Genomic DNA, 21,599 nt, shown 5'->3' on the forward strand with positions numbered 1-21,599 from the left:
ACCCGGGGTTGTGATTGCCTTGAACGGTCAAGGGGCATTGCCAGTTGAGGCACACCAATTGGGCATCCAGTGATGCCGATATGAGGCGAGATATCCATTGATACATGCAGAGAGGCCATAGCGTCGGCTTGCTCGCCGCAAGAGAAGAGGGGCCCAAAGGCCCCTGAGGTTAGATTCACTGATGGACGTGGTACTGAGCATCGGCGTGGCGATCGGGGAGGCATCAACGCCATCATGCGTCATTCAATCCTGTGATGGCTGCCTTGCCTTGATAGCGCTTGGCGTCATCCCTTATCCACAGCACTGCCGTTCTTACCCTATGCGGCATTGAGCCAAGGCTCAACCGCTCACACCCGGCCTGTTGTCATAGGCGGGGTGGGTTCGTCTCCCGTACTGGGTGACGATGTTTGCCCAATGCAGCAATAAAGGCGGCTGTGCCATCAGCAAGGGTATCGACACTCGCCTGCAAGATACCCGTATCTGGCTGAGTGCTTGGGATGCCAGCCTTGTCGAGCAGGGCATTCGAGGCGCCGAGGGCCAGTATGGTCTTGCCATGACGATACTGAGTGATCACGAACTCCTGTGCCTGTCCGTATTCGGCCAACCGGGTTACCCCCTTGCTACCATCTGGCAAGACGAGCGCATCGAACAGGACAGGCGGCGAATTTTCCAGTGTTCCCATTGCGACCAATAAGTCACCGTCGGCAGTTTCAACCGAGCCAAGATGGGGGGCGATGAGGCAGACCACAGCGCCTGCAGCAACCAATGCCGTCTGAAGCGTGACGATGGATGCGCCGTGTACCCCATCGGCAATCAGGATCGCCACCTTGCGAGTACGTATCCCGCCATCGCCGGGCAGCGCTGTCAGTGAGAGCGCTGGCGACTTGAGCACTTCAGGGGGCTCGGATTGCGCCAGCGCCGTCGGCATCGCTTCGGGCACGTCCATGCCAAGGCCGGCAGCGATATTCGCCGTCATGTCGGCGGACACGTGGACCAGTGAGGCCAGCATGCGCTCACGGATGGCCGGCACAGTGACTTTGCTCAGTTCGAAGCGAAAGCCGCCGACGATGTGCGCTTTTTCAGTCTCGGTCTGGCTCTCATAGAACAGGGCGGCCTGAGTGTAGTGGTCGGCAAACTTCTCTGGCTTACCGCGCAGCTTGTCACCTTCGAGCGGTTGCGGGAAAGAGACAAAACCGGCTGTACCAGCCTGGAAGGGGCAACCGCCACCGAGGGAGTTCGGCTCGTAGGCGACCCTGCCACGGGGGATGGTCTGGCGGTGCAAGCCATCGCGCTGGTTGTTGTGAACGGGGGCGAGCGGTGAGTTGATCGGGATCTCGTGGAAGTTTGCGCCGCCAAGCCGGGTGATCTGGGTATCGACATAAGAGTGGAGTCGGCCCGCCAGCAAGGGGTCGTTGCTGAAGTCGATGCCCGGCACCACATGGGCGGTACAGAAGGCGACCTGCTCGGTTTCGGCGAAGAAATTGTCCGGGTTGCGGTTGAGAACCATGCGGCCTACCGGTGTCACCGGCACCAGCTCCTCGGGGATCAGCTTGGTGGCATCGAGCACGTCGAAGCTGAAACTTTCAGCCTGGGCTTCGGTGAATATCTGCAGGCCAAGCTCCCATTCGGGGTATTCGCCGGCTTCGATGGCATCCCACAGGTCGCGACGATGGAAGTCGGCATCGGCCCCGGCAATCTTGACCGCCTCATCCCAGACCAGCGAATGGGTGCCCAGTTTTGGCGTCCAGTGGAACTTGACGAAGTGCGACTCGCCTTCTGCATTGATGAGGCGGAAGGTGTGTACGCCAAAGCCTTGCATCATCCGGTAGCTGCGGGGAATACCCCGGTCGGACATGACCCACATCAGCATGTGGGTGCTCTCCGGCATGAGCGAGACGAAATCCCAGAAGGTGTCATGGGCCGACGCCGCCTGTGGCATGGCGTTATGGGGTTCGGGTTTCACGGCATGGATGAGATCCGGGAACTTCATCGCATCCTGGATGAAGAAAACCGGTATGTTGTTGCCCACCAGATCCCAGTTGCCCTCGTCGGTGTAGAACTTGACGGCGAAGCCGCGTGCGTCGCGCGCCGTATCCACTGAGCCCCGTTCACCGGCGACGGTAGAAAAGCGTACAAAAACCGGCGTGATCTTGCCTGCTTCCTGGAAGGGGGCCGCGCGGGTGAATTCGGTCAGTGGCTGGTAGGCCTCGAAAAATCCATGGGCGGCAGAGCCGCGGGCATGCACGATGCGCTCAGGGATCCGTTCGTGGTCAAAATGGGTGATCTTCTCACGCAGTATGAAGTCTTCAAACAGAGAGGGTCCGCGCAGACCGGCTTTCAGCGAATTCTGGTTGTCACCGATGGCGACACCCTGGTTGGTCGTCAGCACCTGATCGGTGGCGTCGATGCGTGCCCGATCGAGGGACGTTTCATTGCCGCCGGTCTTGGCCGATAGATTGGATTCGCTGAGGGTGCTGGCGGATGCGAGTTTGGATTGTGGCGCAATCCTCTGCCCGGCTACTGGTGATACGGCATTGTCACGGCCGAACTCCTTGTCTTTGTTGATGTTGCGCGGCATTGATCTGGCCAGTGCCTCGATGGCGGCCACTTGTTGTGCAAGGGCGTCGAGAGGACAGAGATCTATTGCCCGGTTAGGCCGCTTCCTGGCAGTCATCAGTTTGAGATCCGTTTTTTTCATGGGGTCAATCCTGTGTGAGTGATTGCGGCTGCAACCATGTGAAGGCGGGAGTGCGGCATCACGGGGGATCACGACCGGCCGCTGCCGGTCCGGTCGTGTCCCTGGGCATTGGGTATCTAGCCGCGTGCGGCGAGAAGATCGGCCTTGCGCGCCGCCATCCTGGCGCCGAGTTCGACGAGATCGAGCGAGGTGGTTTTGGCTTTTTGAAACATGCCGGTCTGCTCTTCCTTGACATGATGTTCAACATATTCGGACAGCACCTTGACCTTGGCGTCATACATCTCGCCATCGGGTTCGGCACCTTCGAGTTGCGCGATCAGATCCTTGATGCCGCCATGTTCAATCGTGGCTTCCGGCACCAGAAGCTTGTCCTTCAATGCAGTCTTGATGGCCGGGTAGAAGATCTCTTCCTCGATTTGCGTATGAACGCTCAGTTCGGAACAAATCTTGGCAACCAGCGCCTTCTTCTTGGCGTTGGAGCGTGTTTTCTCATAATCGGCAAACAGGTCGCTGACTTCTTTGTGGTCAGCCCTGAGCAAGGCGATTGCATCCTTCGTCGCCGGAGTTTTCGATGTGGCGGAGGTATTGGTCACTGTGGTCATGGCAGTTCCTTGGTGAGTGGGTGAAGAGCGGGTGTGCAATTACATCAGCAGCGCAATCAGGATGATGATTGGGATGGGGATGCCGAGAAGCAGCAGTAAAAGTGAGCGCATTGTGGTGCCTTTTGACGTCGGAAAGTGAGATCGGATAGCGGGATGGGACCTTCAGGCGTCACGCTGCCGGCCACCGTAAGTCGCGGTCAGGCTGGCGACGAAGGCTCCGATGAGCAGGGAGACAAACATCCACAAGGCCGCATAGGCCGATGCCTTGCTCGCCGTGTCGGCGGCCTCTTTGGCGGTCACTTCGGCATTGTGCAATTTGGTTTGAGCGAGCTTGTAGACGTCAGTCACGCGTTGCTCCGCCTCTTTCTGCGACATGCCGGTGCGTTGGGCGACGAGCTGACCGACGTACTCTATGTCTTCGGCTGGCAGGGGGTCAGTGCGGCTGACGTTCATGAAGATACGCCCCACTTCCGAGGCCTCATTGGCCATGGTGCGACCTGATGCATCGGTAGCGAGTAGCGATCCGGTCGGATTGGCTGCCGCTGTGCTCCCGTTGCGGCGAAACAGGGAATCGACAAAGTAAGCCATGGGCCCATCTTCCCCGGATCCCGATGTCTTGAAGCCACCTGCTGCCACTGTGGCCGTGTTGGCGGCCCCGCCGACCATGGCGCTCCCGGCCTGGATACCGCCACTCAAGATGGATCCGATCACCGAGGTCAGTAGCACTGCAGTGGCCAGTGAGGCGACTGCCCATGCCAGGAAGCCGTGTGCAGAGTCACGGAAGTACACTTCGTCGGTGTGCGCATCCATCCATTTGGTTCGCAGCCGACCGGCCAGGTAGCCCCCCATGGCGGAAGAGAGCAACTGGGTGAGCGTCAGCCACACTATGGTGGAGAGGCCAAAGCTCGCTGCACTGATCCCTTCAAACGACCAGGGGGAGACCGATGACAGGCCTAGCCCCACGCCCAGGATCATGAGGATCAAAGACAGGGCCGCAGCCCCTGTAGCCCCTGCAATGATGGCCCCCCAGGAAATGGCGTTTGTGACTAAGTGCGGCGCATCAACCGGGCGGTCGATCACGGCATAGTCGCCTTCTCGCAGGTCAGGAGGGGACGTGCTGGTAATTGTCATGGTAGTCCTTTGGATCAAGGTGGATCATGGATGCCAGTCTATGAGGCACAGGCTCAAGAAATGACTTCTTGAAATGGGGGTTCGAGCCCATCCTAAAATCCACTAAAAGTTGCGTCTGTGCGGTAAAGCACGCAGATATGTCGACATCTGTCGGTATCTGTCGTCAAGTCACACATTTTTTGAGACTCATGGGGCCAGGCAAAACGACTTTGCTTTGTATGTTTATTGCTCTTTTTAGCGAGGCTGTTACGCATGGTTGACGCCGTGATGAGCAAGGGGGGCGTGCCTTGCTTGCCCATCAATGGCATCAGGCGAAAAGCAATTTCACGCCCGCAATCGTTCTTCTTTTGAGCGAGCGCCAAAATGGTGAGCAAGTGGTGTGGCAGGTATGTTGCGTTTTCAGTTTTATGACGGACAAGACCTGACCGGATGCGATATTGGTGCTCTGTAAAGGAGATGGGCGCAAGGGATCACAGGGGGATGTAACTTGAGGGGGAGGGTGAGATAAGCCTGATTAAGCAGGTGACGCGCGAGTCACCCAAGTGACGGCCACCATACTTCGCTACATCCCCGGACTCGGCATCAACGGCAGTAAAGACAGGGTTGAACCCGCATCGGTTCGGCAGATTTCAGCTGCATGCAGTGAGCAAGAAAAAGCGGATACCTCCATGAGCTGCTAGCCGCCAGCAAGGTTTCGGATACCCCAGACAGCATGATCGTCATCATCACACTGTCCGTGAAAAGCGGATTGCCTCACACCCCCCCAGCGACTTGTCCACATCTCCTGTCAACGACAGCTTGCTTTCAATGCCATAGAAGCATTTCCCTTATTGCGCAATGAAGGAATCTCAAATGAGGCTTTAATTTTCATATGGCACCCATATGGGGTGGCGTGGTTGATAGATGAATCAATAGAGGGGTATACCTTACTGGCCGTTGAACACCACAGTAAGCAATCACAAGACAACACAAGGACGAATCAATGAATACCACAGTTGATAAAGTGAAAAGCGTTGTGACTCGAAACATCTATGTTTCGCTGAGTGCGAGTGCGGACCAGATTAACTTCAATGAGATTTTCTCCATCACGGATCCCAACATTGCCCCCCAGGCGTTTGCGATGGCGCAGGTTTTCCAGCAGGCGCTGGTGCCCACTGATGACAAGAAGTCGCTCCGTTTTGATGTGCAAACAGCCATAAACCTCATCAATAAGCACCCTGAAATGGCGGTGATCAACTTCACCGATCAAGTGGTCGAACAATCCAACTCCGCCGTCCAGTTGATGGTAGACAAGGTGCTGGAGATATTGAGCAAGGTGTTGGGGGTCGTGCTTGGTGCAGCGCCGAAGCAAAAACTGACAGAATCGATCGCGAGTGCGTTCACCGGCTTGGATGAACAAAAGAATGATGCCTGGATTTTCTGGGAGCACACGACAGCCCACAAGACCACCTATCAATACAACATCCTGTTTGGGGTCCAGTCCAAAGAAACCGGCCTGTTCCTCTATGGCCTGCCGATGGGGATGGAGATCACCGTCGATATCGAAAAGGAAAAAGTCCTTTTCATCACGCTGAAGGACAAAGAGTCCTATCGTGTGCATCTGCAATCGCTCTCTGTTGTTGAGATGATCAAGGCGCACAGCAACCTGAAGCTGGCAGCGAAAGCTGGCGGGAAGGATCCGCATCAGGAAGCGCAAGAGTTCTTCGCTCTGCAGAAGAAAAAAGAGCCGGTCCGTATCTAATTACCGACATGCCTCAACCAAAACGCCCTTCTGTGAAGGGCGTTTTTTTATCTGGCGTCATGTGGTGATGTTCTTCTTCCATGTCAAACACAGCCAATAAAGTGTGACGCTGGCTGTGTCGAGGGGACCTTCATTACATAACAACAGCCGAGTCATGCTCGGCATAAAGGGGATGTTGGAGCGTAAAGCCAGCGCTCTCCTTGGGTTGTGTCGCGCTAGCCTGGGCTATCTCATGTGTTTCTGGTTCACTTGCCAAGACGCAAGGTATCTGCGCCATGCCTATTGCAGCCGTTATGAAGGACTAAAAAAGCCCTCCCAGGCGCCAGACAACCTTATGCACGTCTGGCCCAGTCGTCAGCCGCTATGAGTGACGCGCTCAAGGGGCTTGGGTATTGGCACTGACTTGGTTGACGAGTGCATATAGGGGAGCAGGCGTTCGGTTTCTTTCTTCACCACCGAGTAGCATTCACAGCTTAATCGCTCGAGTTTGGGACGATCCAGCACAGTGATTTGGCCCCGACGATATTCGATGACTCCCAGTTTTTGCAGTTTCCCTGCCGCCTCAGTGACGCCTTCACGGCGAACACCCAGCATATTGGCAATCAATTCCTGAGTCATCGTCAACTGGTTGCTGGGCAATCTGTCCAGCGATAGCAACAGCCAGCGGCACAGTTGCTGATCAATGGAGTGATGCCGATTGCAAACTGCCGTTTGTGCCATCTGAGTCAACAAGGACTGAGTGTAACGCAGCATCAGATGCAACAAATCGCCGTGGACATTGAACTCGGTCTTCAACAGCTGTCCTTTCATGCGGTAGGCGTAACCAGCACTTTGCACAATGGCACGATTAGTGGTGCTTTCTCCGCCCATAAACAGCGCGACACCGATCAATCCTTCATTACCGACGACGGCAATTTCGGCAGATGCACCGCTTTTCATCACGTACAAGAGTGAAACGATGCAGTCGAGAGGAAAATAAACATGGTGAAGCGTATCACCTGATTCATAAAGCACCATGCCTAAAGGAAAGTTCATCAGCTCAAGATGGGGATGCAATCTGCTATATGTGTCAGCTGATAGCGCAGCCAGCAGGTGATTCTGCTGGGGATGATAATTATCAGTCATACATATTCCAAATGTTAAACAAAACTTTCACCAGCCTATCATATTCACAGATTGTTTACCTTCCGTATGTGCGCTATCGCACATAGAGAAATATATATACGTGATGAGGACTAAATAAGGGCATTTTATGTGCTCTACCGTACAGACTAACCTGATTGGCAGGATTATGATTTTGAGTGACAAGGAATATATTTACAGTCAATTTCATAGCGTAGTGACAGGGAGGTGGCGGGCTGAAAAGAGCCTCCCTGACTAGTGTTTATCCATTCACTCCTGCGTTGACCCGTGTCTTATGTAACACCGCCAGGCAATATTTCAATTCATGGCGGTATCCTTTCACCAAGTATCATGCTGTCAGGTCGGATCGTGATTATTTCATCCGCCCTTTGTCATATTGAACGGGAGAGTAATGATGAGTGAACAAAAGCAAGTCATGTCAGGCGAAAGTGTTTCTGAATCGGTTGATGATACCAGCAAGAAGTTGCATGACGCTGTCGACAGTGCATCCAAGACAGTTCATCCTGCGTTGGATAATTTGAGCGAACGCTCCCATCAAACGGTAGATAAATTAGCTGACGTTGCTATGAATGTTGCCGAATCCATTGAACAGAAAAGCGATAGTCTGCGAGAAATGAAAATGAAACTGTTCGACCAGTGCCGTACACAAATTAATGACAAGCCGCTCATGGCGCTCGGCATTGCCATTTCTGCCGGATTTTTAGTGGGTTGGTTACTGAAGAAGCGTTAATGAACACGGAGCGAACCACAGAGAGTGCGCCCATTCCTGATGCAGAATTGACACCGACGGAGTCGGTGTCAATTACCAGCCTGGCGACCTCTGTTTTTGGACTGCTTGGTGAACAACTGCAAGAGCGATTGCAGTTATTCAGGCTGGAAGTTCAACAGGCAGTGAGCAGCCTGATTGGCATGCTTGTCTGTGGTCTGGTCGGGGCTTTTTTATTAGTCAGCTTGTGGTTGATATTGGCTGCGGCCTCACTATGTTGGTTACTCGAGCAGGGAATGGCTACGAGTAGCGCCTTATTCATCATCAGTGTGGGCAATGGACTCGCCATTGGCGGGGTCATGATACGGTATCGTCGTTATCAGCAGAATATATGTATCGATGCGGTGGCGACCAGCAATGCACCCGTGCCATCAGACGAGTCCTCAACCATGCCTGGAGCGCCTTTATGAAGCTGCCTGTAGCGTGTCACACCCGCCCCCTTGTTCAGGGCTCGCGCCGGGAGAAGATTGCCATCTTGCGGCAGCGACTGCAGTCCCGTCAGTTGACGATAGTCGGGCTGTCCCATCTCATGAAACAGACACTGCAAACGAGGCTCACTCATCCTCTTGTGCTTTGTTCTGCTGCCTGCGCGGGTTTTATGCTTGGTTATGAGGGACCGCAAAGGCGAGGCGCGCCAGTCACCACCGGCAGAGTGACGTCAAGTTTGGCGTCGGGAATAGATATGTTTTTGCTGGTGTCACGACTGTTTGGTCAGCCAGAACAGAAAAACAAAGACATGTCACACCGTCAATAACACATGGCAGAATGGCCACATGTTATATTCATGCTCATGAATATATGCTTGCTTAAGCATGGTTGTTATAATTCATGAGCAATTACAACCCATTATTTAGGAGAGTATATGCTATATACCCTTGCTATAGTGATGCTTCTGCTTTGGGCTGTTGGTCTGGTAACCGCCACTACCCTTGGTGGTTTCATTCATGTGCTGCTTGTTATCGCGGTAGTTGTTGTTTTACTTCGTATTATTCAAGGTCGTCGAGTGCTATGACATAATCTGACGTGTGCGCTGGTGAATATACTAACGTTAACCAATTTTAGATGTCACATTATGAATGTGGCAGCAAGTTAACTGAGCCGTTATGTTCGTTAGCGCACAGACGACAAGATGATATAGCCGTAAATTATAATTTAGCATGCCAATCAATAAGGTACTGGCTGCTTGTTTCGACAAGCGTGAGTGTGTGGTTATCGTTATTCACAGTAACGCTATACAGAGGTCTGGCACTCACAGACACCATGTTCTAATGAAGCATACATTTCAGTTTTTAATTTGAAATGTTTAACACTATTTGGAGTAAACATTAAATGAAAACTACAAATCGCTTTTCAATTCTGTTGGCTATCGCCGTTCTGGTCACTGCGGTCGGTTGTGCATCAACTAAAAATAAAGCAGGCACAGGTGAATACTTGGATGACTCAGTGATTACCACCAAGGTTGTCACGGCTATCTTCAATGACCCGGACCTGAAATCAGCCGAGATCAATGTAGAGACCTTTAAAGGTGTCGTACAGTTGAGTGGTTTTGTTAAAGACAGCGCCAATATCAATAAAGCAGTTGTTGTCGCCAAAGGTGTCAACGGTGTCACCTCTGTCAAGAATGATCTGCGCTTGAAATAAGGCAGTGACAGTCACTATCCAAGTTGCCTAATCCAATGACTTGGCCCCAAAATATGCCCCGGGGCAGATCTTGTTATGTGATCTTCCCCAGGTCGAAAAGGGCACGCTGATCACCATGTAAATATGTCTTGGTCAGTTTGATAGCGAGGCCGAACGTTGAATTTATGCTCCTGCTCCGGGAGCATTCTTATATCTATTCATGCTGCATTTGCCCGGGATTTTTCCTGCCATCCTGTGGTGATGAAGGGTGTCAGGTAGTGGCCGATTGCTTCAACGACCTATGGGGGGTCGATCTGGTGCGCGAATGCTCCGACTGCGTAGTACGGGTGGGCGCGCTGGGATCCTCGAGTCTGCTAGCCCGCCTCCAGTGAATGAATTTGGCGCTAATTGAATCGCGACGTCTCTTTTAGAGACGCATTTGGATTTGATGTCAAGTTTGATATTTGATGATTTGCTCATTATGAGATCTGGCCACGGTCGCTTGGCTAGTCGGGTTCCGTTTCACCTGTCATATTTAAGGCGGTGGCCCAGTGCCGTGATCGGAGCAAGTTTATGCGGGTGGAACGTCAGCGTCTTATTCGTTCATTGTTTGATGAATACATAGAAATGTATTCGGCACGTGATGTTCGTCTTGTTACCCTGTTTAGTGACAATTTCAGTGGCTATGCAGGCAGTAGTGACCAGCTTGTCACCGATCGGGAAGAGTGGATACGGGTCACTCGCAAAGATTTCGCACAAATCCCCGAGCGGATCCATATCGAAATGCTGGATCTGTCATTGCAAGATTTGGCAGAGGATGTGGTCGTCGCGACCGGTTTTTTCCACATTCACCTGCCCATACCTGACCATATCTTGTCGCGGGAGACGGCCAGATTGGTGTTGATCTTCCGCCACGAAGAGGGCGAGTGGAAAATCGCCCATAGCGGGATCTCGCTTCCCTACGGGTTGGCGCAGGATACCGAAGTCTATCCCGTGGCGCGCTTGTGCGAGCGCAACCTCGAACTGGAACGCATCATTGAGATCCGCACTCATGAGTTGGCCGAAGCCAACCGGCAGTTGGAAATCCTGAGTAACACAGATGCCCTGACCAGCATAGGCAATCGACGCCTGTTCGATCACATCCTGCTGCAGGAGTGGAACCGCGGGTTGCGCAGCGGCATGCCACTGGCCTTGATCATGCTCGACATCGATCACTTCAAGCAGTTCAACGATCACTATGGTCATCTGGCCGGGGACAGTTGTCTGCGGGCGCTGGCCCAGGCGTTGTCACAGTCCGGGCGCAGGGCAGGGGAGCTGGTGGCCCGCTACGGCGGTGAGGAGTTCGTCATCCTGTTGCCCAACATGAACATGCAGGCGGCGTTTGCCACGGCGCAGCATCTTCACCGTCTCATCCTGACGCTGGCCTTGCCACGGGCTGACTCGCCGCTGGGGATAGTTACCGTCAGTTTCGGGGTGGCCAGTTTGCAGCCCTCCACCACCCAATCAGCCATTGAACTGGTGCAACAGGCGGATGCCGCCCTCTATCACGCCAAATTGGCTGGCCGCAATTGCATCGCACTGAGCGAGTAACAAGGCGGTACGTTCTCACTCCACGCCATTATCTGGGGGCACTCTCGATGGAGGCCTGCCGCTTGAAAAGCCCAGGTTTGCTGGTTTTTCGATTTTCCGAAAATACGATCAGCATGCGCTGCAGGGCGATGAAGCAAAACAGCAGCAGGCCTATGATGATCTTGGTCCACCAGGAGCTGAGGGTGCCGTCGAAGTTGATATAGGTCTGGATCAATCCCTGGATCAAGACGCCAAACAGCGAGCCAAAGACGGTGCCTACGCCACCACTGAGCAAGGTACCGCCAATCACCACGGCGGCGATGGCATCGAGCTCCACCCCGACGGCGGCGAGCGGATAGCCCGCCGAGGTATAGAGCGCAAACACGATGCCCGCCAGGGTCGCCAGCATGGTGGAGAGCAGATAGATGCGGATAGTGGTCTGGCGCACCGAGATCCCCATCAGGGCCGCCGAGGTGGCATTGCCGCCGATGGCATAGACGTTGTTGCCAAAGCGGGTTCGATTGGCGAGCAGCATGCCAAGTAACACCACCGCCAGCATGATCAGGGCCAGCAGGCTCAAGCGCCCACCGCCCGCCATCTTCCATGACAGACTCGACAGGTAGGTAAAGGTCGGATGATCGATGGGCAGGGATTGTTCCGAAATGAGGAAGCTTGCACCCCGCAGAAAGAACATGCCCGCCAGCGTGATGATAAAGGCCGGGATCTTCAGGGTATCGATCAGCCAGCCCATGAGGGCACCAAAACTGGCTCCCAGCATCATGACCAGGGGGATGGCCAGATAGGGGCTTACCCCCAGATCGCCAATGAGCTTGGCGAGCAAGACCCCGGTAAATGCGATCACGGCGCCTACCGACAGATCGATGCCGCCAGAGAGGATCACGAAGGTCATGCCCACGGCCACTATGCCAAGAAAGGCATTGTCGGTCAGTATGTTGCAAATGATGCGGGTAGATAAAAAGGCGGGAAAGGAGGCAAGGCACACCAGATACCCGACCAGAAACACCATGATGGTCACCATCAAGGGAAGATTGCGTTTAAACATGGCGAGCCTCCCGGGAAAACAGGTGATTGAGTGCCGGGGATTGCATGACGAGCACCGCCAGCACCACCATGGCCTTGACGATTTGATTCCACTGAGGCTGATAGCCGGAGAGCAGAATGCCGGTGTTCACCCCTTGAATGATCAGTATGCCGATCAGGGAGAGTGCGAGGTTGAAGCGTCCTCCCATCAGCGAGGTTCCCCCTATCACTACCGCCAGAATGGCATCCATCTCCAGCCAGAGGCCGGCATTGTTGGCATCCGCTCCCCTGATGTCGGCCGCCACTATCATGCCGGCGACGGCAGCCAGCATGCCACTCAGCAGATAGGTGGCGATCACCACCATGGGAGTATTGAGGCCGGCATTGTTGGCCGCCTTGATGTTGATCCCCACGGCTTCGATGAAGAGCCCGAGCGCGGTGCGCTTGGTCAACAACCAGATGAGCAGCGCCGCCCCCAGGGTGATGATGACAGGGGTAGGAAGATAAAAGAGTGACCCGCTGCCGAGCCAGGCCAGGGCCTCGTTGTTGAAGGTGATGATCTGCCCCTGCGTGATGAGCTGGGCGATACCGCGGCCCGCCACCATCAGGATCAGGGTTGCCACTATGGGCTGGATCTTGAAGACGGCGACCAGCACCCCATTCCACAAGCCGCATAAGAGCCCGACCCCGAGCACGGAGCACAGAATGACGGGAATGCTGTGGTCGCCGGTAGCCATGCTTGCCATGGTTGCGCCGCTGATCGCCATCACGGCACCCACCGACAAGTCGATGCCGCCAGTGGCAATCACCAGTGTCATGCCAAGGGAGAGCAGGGCCACAGGGGCGCAGCGGTTGAGAATGTCGATCAGGCTGCCGAACAGGCGGCCATCCTGAATATGGATGGCGAAAAAATTGTCGGCGACCAGGGCGTTGATGAGCAGCACGCAGAGCAGGGCCACGCATTGCGCCGTGCCTGTGGGCAAATACCGGCTGGCCCGTGCTCGCCGGATGGGGATGGGTAGTATGGATGACGTCATATCAGGCCTCACATGGCAATGGCGTTCATGATGGCAGGGACAGACAGCGCATCGGTCGCCAGCTCTGCCACCTGTTTTCTGTCTCGCAATACGATCACCCGATCGGCATAACTCACCAGCTCCTCCAGCTCCGATGAGATGACCAGCAGCGCCAGGCCATTGGCACAGAGTGATTCGATCAGGCGGATGATCTCGGCATGGGCCCCCACATCTATGCCCCGGGTGGGTTCGTCCAGGATCAGGAACTGCGGTTTGGTCAGCAGCCAGCGGGCCAGCAGCACCTTCTGCTGGTTGCCCCCTGACAAGAACTGGATCGGCTGCTCCGGACCCGGGGTCTTGATCGCCAGCTGTTCAATGAAGCGCGCCGTGATCTCGTCCTGCTCCTTGCGTGACAGGGGATGCAGCCAGCCCCGCTGGGCTTGCAGGGCCAGCACCATGTTCTCTCGCACCGAGGCCGAGGCGATGATGCCGGCATTCTTGCGATCCTCCGGGCAAAAGCCAAAGCCGCTGGCGGCGGCCTGGCGAGCTGAGCGGATTGAGGTGACCTTGCCGCGCACCCGGCATTCGCCACTGTCGCTGGGCTGAATGCCAAACATCAGCTCGGCGGTTTCAGTACGACCCGACCCCAGCAAGCCAGCCAGACCGACTATCTCCCCCGGCATGACGTCCAGGCTGAAGGGGGCTATCACCCCTTTCTTGCCATAGTGTTTGAATGACACTGTGGGGTGGTTGCTGCGCAGGGTTTTGCCCGCACGCTGGAGCGCATTCTCGGCCAGCTCGCGCCCCAGCATCATCTTGACCAAGTCCAGTTGCGGCAGTGTGGCGGTTTCACGGGTGCCGACCAGCTCGCCATTGCGCAGCACAGTGATGCGATCGCTGATGTCGTAGACCTGGTCGAGAAAATGGGTGATGAAAATCAGGCTGACGCCCTTGTCTCTCAAGCTGCGCATGATGGAAAACAGCATCTGCACTTCGCTGGTATCCAGGCTCGCCGTCGGTTCATCCAGGATCAGGATCTTCGCTGACAACGAGATGGCCCTTGCGATGGCGACAATCTGCTGCATGGCGACCGAGTAGTGCCCCAGTGGCAGCGAGACGTCCATTTCGAAACCGTGGCTGGCCATGATGGCGCGGGCTTGCCGTGACATGCTGGCCCGATCGATGAGGCCAAACCGACGGGGTTCATGGCCGATGAACAGATTGTCGGTCACCGACATATTGGGGAGCAGGTTGACCTCCTGATAGACGGTGCCAATCCCCAAGCGCTGGGCGTGGGCCGTGTCCGTGGGGGCTATCAGGGCGCCATCCAGCTCGATGCGACCCGCATCACCTTGATAAACCCCGGTGAGGGTTTTTACCAGGGTGGATTTGCCCGCCCCATTTTCGCCGAGCAACGCCATTATCTCTCCCCGACGCAGTGAGAAATCCACCTGGTGCAGCGCGCGAACCCCGGGAAATGTCTTGCAGATCCCGGTGGCGTTTAATACGAGTTCATGATGGTTATCTGGCATGAAAATAGGCACTCCGGTATAGCCGGCCATATAAGAGGTTGTACTTATATGGCCGGCTATTAAAAGGACTGGCTCACGACGGGCGTGACTTAGTAACCCATGCTCTTTTTCATGTCGAGCTGGGCCTGTGCACTGTCAGGCTGGAACAGAATCGACGCTGTCTTGATGTGTTTGGGGGGCAGGCTGCCATCTTTTTTATAAGCCAGCAGGGCGTCAAAGGCGGGGCCTGCCATATTCGGTGTCAATTCCACCGAGGCATTGGCTTCACCGGCGATCATCGCCTTGAATATATCCGGCACGCCATCAATTGAAATGATTTTGATGTCTTTACCCGGTTTCAGTCCGGCCTCTTTAATCGCCTGAATGGCACCAATGGCCATGTCGTCGTTATGGGCATAGACGGCGCAAATATTCTTGCCATTATTCTCGGCCTTGATAAAGCTCTCCATGACCTCTTTGCCCTTGCTGCGAGTAAAGTCGCCGGATTGGGTCCGGATGATCTTGATGGTGGGTACTTTGGCCACGGTATCGAGGAAGCCTTTTTTGCGATCCAGTGCCACGCTGGCGCCAACAGTGCCTTGTAACTCAACGACATTGCAGGCTTTTCCATCGAGTTGTCTGACCAGCCAGTCTGCAGCCACAGCCCCTTCATGCACGCTGTCTGCGGCGACGCCCGTCATGAAGAGCGAGTCATCTTTCACGGTAATATTGCGATCCAGCAGGAAGACGGGAATATCCGCCTCTTTGGCTTCTTGCAGCACGGGTTCCCAACCAGTCTGGACGACGGGGGCAATAAAGATGGCATCCACACCCTGGGCGATGAATGAGCGAATGGCCTTGATCTGGTTCTCCTGTTTTTGCTGGGCATCTGCAATTTTCAGTGTGATGCCACGTTTCTCTGCTTCTGTCTTGGCCACCGAGGTTTCGGCTGCCCGCCAGCCAGACTCGGAACCAATTTGAGAGAACCCCACCGTCATGTCGGCAGAATAAACAGTACCCGAGAGCAAGACTGCACTGATAATTCCCGCCAGCTTCATCTTTTTATACATATGACACTCCTTTGTGATGCGTTTTTAAATAAACAGGGCTGAGCCAAATTGGTTATTGTGCCAACCAAGAGTAGAGGCTTCTTTTTTTAGCGGCGGGAGCTGGTTCACAGAAAATTTTTGGCAGCATAATTCTTCATACAAACAGCAGGTAAGTTCATATATTCAGCAGGGGAGCTGTTGATTTATTTGCCTATTTATTTCGATCCCTGACCATTGTGTCCAGAGCCGGCGGATGAGGGGCCGTCAACAGCCGTGCTGTCAGTGCCGCAGGCGCAGGACTAGTACGGCTCTGACTTCAGCTCGCTCATGGGGGAGACAACCTGCCAGAAGGTGTCGATGAGCGGGCCCTTGCTGTGGGGCGGGCGGATAAGGCCTATGGTCCAGCTTGCTTCGCGCTCGGTGAGAGGCAGGGTGAGCACATCCGGGTGCTCTATGGTGGTGGAGGAGGGCACCAGGGTCCAGGCGATGCCGGCGGCGGCGGTGGCCACCCCGGCGGCGAAGTCGTTTACATACTGGATATCGCGAAACCGCAATCCACTCTGGGCCAGGTAGTTCATCAAGTGATCGTAAAACGAGGGCGCCTTGTCCCGGCGCAGGATTGCCAGCGGTTTGTCCACCAGATCCGTCAGCCCGCTCACGCCGCTGTAACTGGCGGGCAGCACGGCGACAAAGTGGGCCTGCACCACGGGCAGGCAGTGCCACCCCTTGGGGGCGGGCAGGCGGCAGAAACCGAGATCCAGTCGCCCTTCGCTCAGGGCCAGCAGCTGGTGATGGGTGGAGAGATCATTGAGCTCTATGGTCACCTGTGGCCGCTCGGCGCGAAAGCGGGCGATGGCGGCGGGCACCAGGATCTTGGTGGCCACCCCGAAGCCGATGCGCAAGGTGCCGCTATTGCCTGCCAGCACATCGCGGGCGGTGCGAGCCAGCTGCTCGCTGGAGGCCACCAGGGCGCTGGCATCTGCATAGAGCGCCCGCCCCAGCACTGTGAGCCGGGTTGTACTGGCATTGCGCTCGAACAGCTCGCCGCCAAGCTCCTCCTCCAGCCGTTTTATCTGCTTGCTCAGGGCCGACTGGGTGACATACTGGCGCACCGCTGCCTGACCGAAGTGCAGCACTTCCCCCAGGGTAACGAAGGCTTTCAGATCTCTCAGCTCCATCCTGACTCCTTTCATTCCTGTCAGGAATGTTGAGTGGTTAAATTTGTCATTGGACGGAATTTTAGAACTGTTCGATGCTTATGCCAATTTATTTGGGGCGCCTTGAATGGGGTGCCGACTTATCAGAGATGGCTGACACCATCCGCGCAGAAGGAGCAACACCAGATGCATCACCACAAGTTCAACGATTTCCCCAAGGATTTCCTGTGGGGCGCCGCCTCTGCCGCCTATCAGGTAGAAGGGGCCTGGAACACGGATGGCAAAGGACCCTCGGTGTGGGACCTCTTCACCAAGTTGCCGGGCAAGACCTTTGAGGGGAGCAACGGTGACGTGGCCGTCGATCATTACCATCGCATCGAAGAGGACGTGGCACTGATGGCCGAGATGGGGCTCAAGGCCTACCGCTTCTCGGTGAGCTGGCCGCGCATCTACCCGACCGGCCGGGGTGAGGTGAACGAGGCGGGTCTGGCATTTTACGAGAAGCTGATCGATACCCTGCTGGCCCACCAGATAGAGCCTGTGCTGACCCTCTATCACTGGGACTTGCCCCAGGCGCTGCAGGATGAATACGGCGGCTGGGAAGACAGGCGCGTCATCGAGGATTTCGAACGCTACTGCGTGACTCTGTATCAGCGCTTTGCGGGCAAGGTGAAGTACTGGGTGTCCCTCAACGAGCAGAACTACAACCTGACCAATGCCTACCAGCTCGGCACCCATCCGCCTGCCGTGCAAGACAGAAAGCGCTTCTTTGCCGCCAACCACATCGCTTTTCTGGCCAATGCCAGGGTGATCAAGGCGTTTCGTCAGTACGTGCCAAACGGCCTGATCGGCCCGAGCTTTGCTTACTCGCCCGCCTATCCGGCGTCGTGCGACCCCAAAGACATGCTGGCGTTTGAAAATGCCGAGGAGTTCACCAACTACTGGTGGCTGGATGCTTACTGCTTTGGCCGCTACCCCCAGGCGGCGCTCGCTTACTTGCGGGAAAACGGCGAGGCGCCACAGATATTGCCAGGGGATCTGGAGCTGCTGCGGGAAGGCACACCGGATTACATCGGGGTCAACTACTACTACACCCTGACCTACACAGATAACCCCTTGGGCGGCCAGACCTTGCAGCGCATCAATACCACGGGGCAGAAGGGCACCACCCCCTCGAGCGGCATTCCCGGCCTCTACAAGACGGCGCCCAATCCGCATCTTGAGACCAGCAACTGGGATTGGGCCATAGACCCGACCGGGATGCGCATCGCTCTGCGCCGCCTCTCGTCCCGCTACGGGCTGCCGCTGATGATCACCGAGAACGGGCTGGGGGAGTTTGACCAGCTGGAAGCGGATGACAGCGTGCACGATGCCTATCGCATCGCCTACCTCAAGAGCCATCTCATTGCCTGTCAGCAGGCGCTGCAGGACGGGGTTGAGCTGATTGGTTACTGCGCCTGGTCGTTCACCGACATCTTGAGCTGGCTCAATGGCTACCAGAAGCGTTACGGCTTCGTCTATATCGACAGGGATGAGCAGCACGTCAACTCCTTGCGCCGCATCAAGAAAGACAGCTTCTACTGGTATCAGTCAGTCATCAGTTCGGGTGGCAAGGCGCTTTAACGCATCCCCTGGTCTTGTCATACGAAAAGGCCCTGCCGTGAGGCAGGGCCTTTTGCATGGCCGTTTTCCTGTCCAGTGATGGGGGGCGCTAGATGAACATGCCCCCCGAGGCCTCGATGCGCTGGGCATTGACCCAGCGATTGTCATCCGAGAGCAGGGCCGCTATCACGCCGCCTATGTCGTCGGGCTGGCCGACTCGCCCGAGCGCGGTCTGGCTGGCGATGAAGTCGTTGACGGCCTGATTGTCCCGCACCACACCCCCGCCAAAATCAGTCTCGATGGCACCGGGCGCCACCACGTTGACGGCGATCCCGCGCGGGCCCAGCTCCTTGGCCAGATAGCGGGTCAGCACCTCGATTCCTCCCTTCATGGCTGCGTAGGCGGCGTAACCGGGCAGCGCGAAACGGGTGAGGCCGGTCGAGAGGTTGATGATGCGCCCGCCATCGCGGATCAAGTGCAACAGCTGCTGGGTCAGGAAGAAGGTCCCCTTGAGGTGAATGTTCATGAGGGTATCGAACTGCTGCTCCGTAGTTTGCTCGAAGCTGGTGTGGATGCCGATGCCGGCATTGTTGACCAGAAAGTCGAACCGTTCGCGTTGCCACTCCCGCTGCAGCAACTGGCCCACCTCAGCCGCGAAGGCGGCAAAGGAGGCGCTGTCGGCCACATCGAGCGGCAGGGCGTGGGCCTTCACGCCGAGCGCATTGGCCAGCGCCACCACGGTGGCCGCCTCTTCGGCCTGGCTGCGGTAGGTGATGATGAGGTCGACGCCTCTGGCGGCGAGGGCAAGAGCCGAGTGTTTGCCGAGGCCACGGCTGGCGCCTGTGATGAGAGCGATGGAACGGGTCATGGTACGACTCCTGTCAATGGGGTGGATGCGGGCTCGGGACGAGCCGGTAGTGCCACTCTATTGGTGCGTACATTATGGATAAAGATGGTAATAATAGATGCACTGTTCCGTTTAAAGTGACAATGACGCCATGGATCAACTGGATGCGATGAGAATGTTTATGCGGGTGGCCGAGCTTGAGAGCTTCACCCGCAGCGCCGAGCAGATGTGCATGCCCAAGGCGACGCTCTCCGCGGCCATTCGACGGCTGGAGGAGCAGCTGGGAGCCCGCTTGCTTCATCGCACCACCAGGCGGGTGCAACTGACCACGGATGGCCAGCTCTGCTACGCCCGCTGTCAGGCGTTGCTGGCCGACATGGAGGAGTTCAATGGGCTATTTCGGCCGCATGGGCAACTCAGCGGCCAGCTGCGGGTGGACATGCCAAGCCGGATGGCGCGTCATCTGGTCATACCGGCGCTGCCTGCCTTTCTGGCGGCCCACCCCGACTTGCAACTGATGCTGAGCAGCACGGATCGGCGGGTCGATCTGGTGCGCGAAGGCTTCGACTGTGTAGTGCGGGTGGGGGAGCTGGAATCTTCGAGTCTGGTAGCCCGCCCCCTGGGCGACTACCGCCAGATCAACTGCGCCAGTGCCACCTATCTGGCCCGCCACGGTATTCCACAAACCTTGGCCGACCTGGCGGGGCACCGACTGGTCCACTATGGCACCGTGCCGGGGGATAAAGAAGCCGGGTTCGAGTACTTGCAGGCCGATGGCACCCGCGCCGTGCTGGCAATGGCCGGCGGCCTCACTGTGAACGACAGCGAAACCTATCTGGCGGCGGCGCTGGCGGGGCTCGGGATCATCCAGATGCCGCGAGTCGGGGTAGAGGCACTGCTCGCCAGTGGGGAGCTGGTCATGGTGTTGCCCCAGTGGCAGGCGCCTCCTTTGCCCATTCATGCCCTCTATGCCCATCGTCGTCAGCTCTCGCCCAGGGTACAGGCCTTCATTCACTGGTTGGGCGGCCTGCTGGATATGGCGCTCGCCAGTGAACCTGCCCCGGCATTGTCGAGCGGCCAGTGACGGGGCGCCTCCCTCTGTCATGCACGACATCTGTGGTCAGATGCTCTGGTCGGGCTCTCTACTGTGGTAATCGAAAGTGATCATCGAAGATCCCGGTTTGGCGCGGGCGGGGCAGATAGGCATAATGGCGCTCTCACAGAGCAGAGGAGATCTCATGAAATATATCGGAGCCCACGTCAGTGCCGCCGGCGGGGTGGAGAACACCATAGCCCGCGCCCAGGCCATCGGTGCCAACGCCTTCGCCCTGTTTACCAAGAACCAGCGCCAGTGGCAGGCGGCGCCGCTGTCCGAGGCCAGTATCCGAGCCTTCAAACTGGCCTGCGAGAAAGCCGGTTTTCGCCCGGAGCAGATCCTGCCCCACGACAGTTACCTCATCAATCTGGGCCATCCCGATCCCGACGGCCTGGCCAAGTCTCGCGATGCGTTTCTCGATGAGATAAAGCGCTGCGAGCAGCTCGGACTTTGCTACCTGAACTTCCATCCCGGCAGCCATTTGAAGCAGATCCCGGAAGCGGCCAGCCTGACATTGGTGAGCGAATCCATCAACTGGGCGCTGGAGCGCAGCCAGGGGGTGACGGCCGTGATTGAGAACACAGCCGGACAGGGCACCAACCTCGGCTGGTCGTTTGAACACCTGGCCACCCTCATCGACGGGGTGGAGGACAAGAGTCGGGTCGGTATCTGCTTCGATACTTGCCACGCCTTCGCCGCCGGTTATGACTTGCGTACCCCTGAGTCCTGCGCTCAGGTGTTTGCCGATTTCGATCGTATCGTCGGCTTCCAATATCTCAAGGGAATGCACATCAACGGCGCCAAGTGCACCTTCGGCAGCCGGGTCGACCGCCACCACAGCTTGCGTGAAGGCAATCTGGGGGAGGCGGTATTCCACCACATCATGAATGACGACCGTTTCGATGGCATTCCGCTGATCCTGGAGACCATAGACGAGACGATCTGGGGCGACGAGATCAGTTGGCTGCGCAGTCTGGCAAAGGCGTAAAGCGCCGCGGCCACCGCATAAG

At 56.5% G+C, this 21,599-nt stretch carries 19 protein-coding genes; 9 read left to right on the forward strand and 10 right to left on the reverse strand.

Annotation, left to right across the window (positions count from 1 at the left end):
• Positions 1–364 precede the first annotated feature (364 nt).
• From ONZ54_RS10610 to ONZ54_RS10620, 3 genes are all read right to left on the reverse strand, one after another.
• Complete coding sequence (locus ONZ54_RS10610) at positions 365–2,698, reverse strand: catalase (protein WP_271788116.1); 2,334 nt, start codon at positions 2,696–2,698, stop codon at positions 365–367.
• Between the two features lie 116 nt (positions 2,699–2,814).
• The gene (locus ONZ54_RS10615; protein WP_058393987.1) at positions 2,815–3,300 is read right to left on the reverse strand and encodes a hemerythrin domain-containing protein; all 486 of its coding nucleotides are present in this window, start codon (positions 3,298–3,300) and stop codon (positions 2,815–2,817) included.
• A 162-nt stretch (positions 3,301–3,462) separates the two neighbouring features.
• Positions 3,463–4,431: a hypothetical protein gene (locus tag ONZ54_RS10620; protein WP_271788117.1), complete on the reverse strand. Its 969-nt coding sequence runs from the start codon at positions 4,429–4,431 to the stop codon at positions 3,463–3,465.
• 982 nt (positions 4,432–5,413) lie between these two features.
• Between ONZ54_RS10620 and ONZ54_RS10625 the strand changes: the two genes are divergently transcribed.
• Positions 5,414–6,172, forward strand: a complete 759-nt coding sequence (locus ONZ54_RS10625) for a cytolytic delta-endotoxin (insecticidal protein) (protein WP_271788118.1) — start codon at positions 5,414–5,416, stop codon at positions 6,170–6,172.
• A 354-nt stretch (positions 6,173–6,526) separates the two neighbouring features.
• Here the strand turns inward: ONZ54_RS10625 and ONZ54_RS10630 are convergent, their stop codons facing one another.
• Positions 6,527–7,297: a Crp/Fnr family transcriptional regulator gene (locus ONZ54_RS10630; RefSeq protein ID WP_011898731.1), complete on the reverse strand. Its 771-nt coding sequence runs from the start codon at positions 7,295–7,297 to the stop codon at positions 6,527–6,529.
• A 409-nt stretch (positions 7,298–7,706) separates the two neighbouring features.
• Between ONZ54_RS10630 and ONZ54_RS10635 the strand changes: the two genes are divergently transcribed.
• From ONZ54_RS10635 to ONZ54_RS10650, 5 genes are all read left to right on the forward strand, one after another.
• Positions 7,707–8,045, forward strand: coding sequence for an ElaB/YgaM/YqjD family protein (locus tag ONZ54_RS10635; protein WP_087755628.1), 339 nt, complete (start codon positions 7,707–7,709; stop codon positions 8,043–8,045).
• Positions 8,045–8,491 carry a hypothetical protein gene (locus tag ONZ54_RS10640; protein WP_058393984.1) on the forward strand — a complete coding sequence of 149 codons (447 nt, stop codon included), beginning with the start codon at positions 8,045–8,047 and terminating at the stop codon, positions 8,489–8,491. Before ONZ54_RS10635 ends, ONZ54_RS10640 begins: the two co-directional genes overlap by 1 nt.
• Before the next feature lie 452 nt (positions 8,492–8,943).
• Positions 8,944–9,093 (forward strand): lmo0937 family membrane protein, encoded by a 150-nt coding sequence (locus ONZ54_RS23260; RefSeq protein WP_111906204.1) that lies wholly within the window; start codon positions 8,944–8,946, stop codon positions 9,091–9,093.
• Between the two features lie 317 nt (positions 9,094–9,410).
• Complete coding sequence (locus ONZ54_RS10645; RefSeq protein WP_011898735.1) at positions 9,411–9,722, forward strand: BON domain-containing protein; 312 nt, start codon at positions 9,411–9,413, stop codon at positions 9,720–9,722.
• 552 nt (positions 9,723–10,274) lie between these two features.
• Positions 10,275–11,291 carry a GGDEF domain-containing protein gene (locus tag ONZ54_RS10650; RefSeq protein WP_271788119.1) on the forward strand — a complete coding sequence of 339 codons (1,017 nt, stop codon included), beginning with the start codon at positions 10,275–10,277 and terminating at the stop codon, positions 11,289–11,291.
• A 28-nt stretch (positions 11,292–11,319) separates the two neighbouring features.
• Here ONZ54_RS10650 and yjfF read toward each other — a convergent pair whose 3' ends face one another.
• From yjfF to ONZ54_RS10675, 5 genes are all read right to left on the reverse strand, one after another.
• Positions 11,320–12,333 (reverse strand): galactofuranose ABC transporter, permease protein YjfF, encoded by a 1,014-nt coding sequence (gene yjfF, locus ONZ54_RS10655; RefSeq protein WP_271788120.1) that lies wholly within the window; start codon positions 12,331–12,333, stop codon positions 11,320–11,322.
• Positions 12,326–13,348: a galactofuranose ABC transporter, ATP-binding protein YtfT gene (ytfT, locus tag ONZ54_RS10660; RefSeq protein ID WP_059167703.1), complete on the reverse strand. Its 1,023-nt coding sequence runs from the start codon at positions 13,346–13,348 to the stop codon at positions 12,326–12,328. The genes yjfF and ytfT overlap by 8 nt, the downstream gene beginning before the upstream one ends.
• Positions 13,349–13,356: 8 nt before the next feature.
• Positions 13,357–14,889 (reverse strand): galactofuranose ABC transporter, ATP-binding protein YtfR, encoded by a 1,533-nt coding sequence (gene ytfR, locus ONZ54_RS10665; protein ID WP_334312728.1) that lies wholly within the window; start codon positions 14,887–14,889, stop codon positions 13,357–13,359.
• A 59-nt stretch (positions 14,890–14,948) separates the two neighbouring features.
• Positions 14,949–15,908 (reverse strand): galactofuranose ABC transporter, galactofuranose-binding protein YtfQ, encoded by a 960-nt coding sequence (ytfQ, locus tag ONZ54_RS10670; RefSeq protein WP_021139292.1) that lies wholly within the window; start codon positions 15,906–15,908, stop codon positions 14,949–14,951.
• A 278-nt stretch (positions 15,909–16,186) separates the two neighbouring features.
• Complete coding sequence (locus ONZ54_RS10675; protein ID WP_271788122.1) at positions 16,187–17,065, reverse strand: LysR family transcriptional regulator; 879 nt, start codon at positions 17,063–17,065, stop codon at positions 16,187–16,189.
• A gap of 165 nt (positions 17,066–17,230) precedes the next feature.
• On the opposite strand from ONZ54_RS10675, the gene ONZ54_RS10680 reads away from it, so the two are divergent.
• The gene (locus ONZ54_RS10680) at positions 17,231–18,667 is read left to right on the forward strand and encodes a glycoside hydrolase family 1 protein (RefSeq protein WP_265431713.1); all 1,437 of its coding nucleotides are present in this window, start codon (positions 17,231–17,233) and stop codon (positions 18,665–18,667) included.
• Between the two features lie 88 nt (positions 18,668–18,755).
• Here the strand turns inward: ONZ54_RS10680 and ONZ54_RS10685 are convergent, their stop codons facing one another.
• Positions 18,756–19,514: an SDR family NAD(P)-dependent oxidoreductase gene (locus ONZ54_RS10685; protein ID WP_271788123.1), complete on the reverse strand. Its 759-nt coding sequence runs from the start codon at positions 19,512–19,514 to the stop codon at positions 18,756–18,758.
• Between the two features lie 130 nt (positions 19,515–19,644).
• On the opposite strand from ONZ54_RS10685, the gene ONZ54_RS10690 reads away from it, so the two are divergent.
• Positions 19,645–20,577 carry a LysR family transcriptional regulator gene (locus tag ONZ54_RS10690; protein ID WP_271788124.1) on the forward strand — a complete coding sequence of 311 codons (933 nt, stop codon included), beginning with the start codon at positions 19,645–19,647 and terminating at the stop codon, positions 20,575–20,577.
• Between the two features lie 154 nt (positions 20,578–20,731).
• Positions 20,732–21,577 carry a deoxyribonuclease IV gene (gene nfo, locus ONZ54_RS10695; protein ID WP_265421734.1) on the forward strand — a complete coding sequence of 282 codons (846 nt, stop codon included), beginning with the start codon at positions 20,732–20,734 and terminating at the stop codon, positions 21,575–21,577.
• The last annotated feature ends 22 nt before the right edge of the window (positions 21,578–21,599 follow it).

The sequence above is a fragment of the Aeromonas salmonicida genome, from assembly GCF_028355655.1.
Classification (GTDB): Bacteria; Pseudomonadota; Gammaproteobacteria; order Enterobacterales; family Aeromonadaceae; genus Aeromonas; species Aeromonas salmonicida.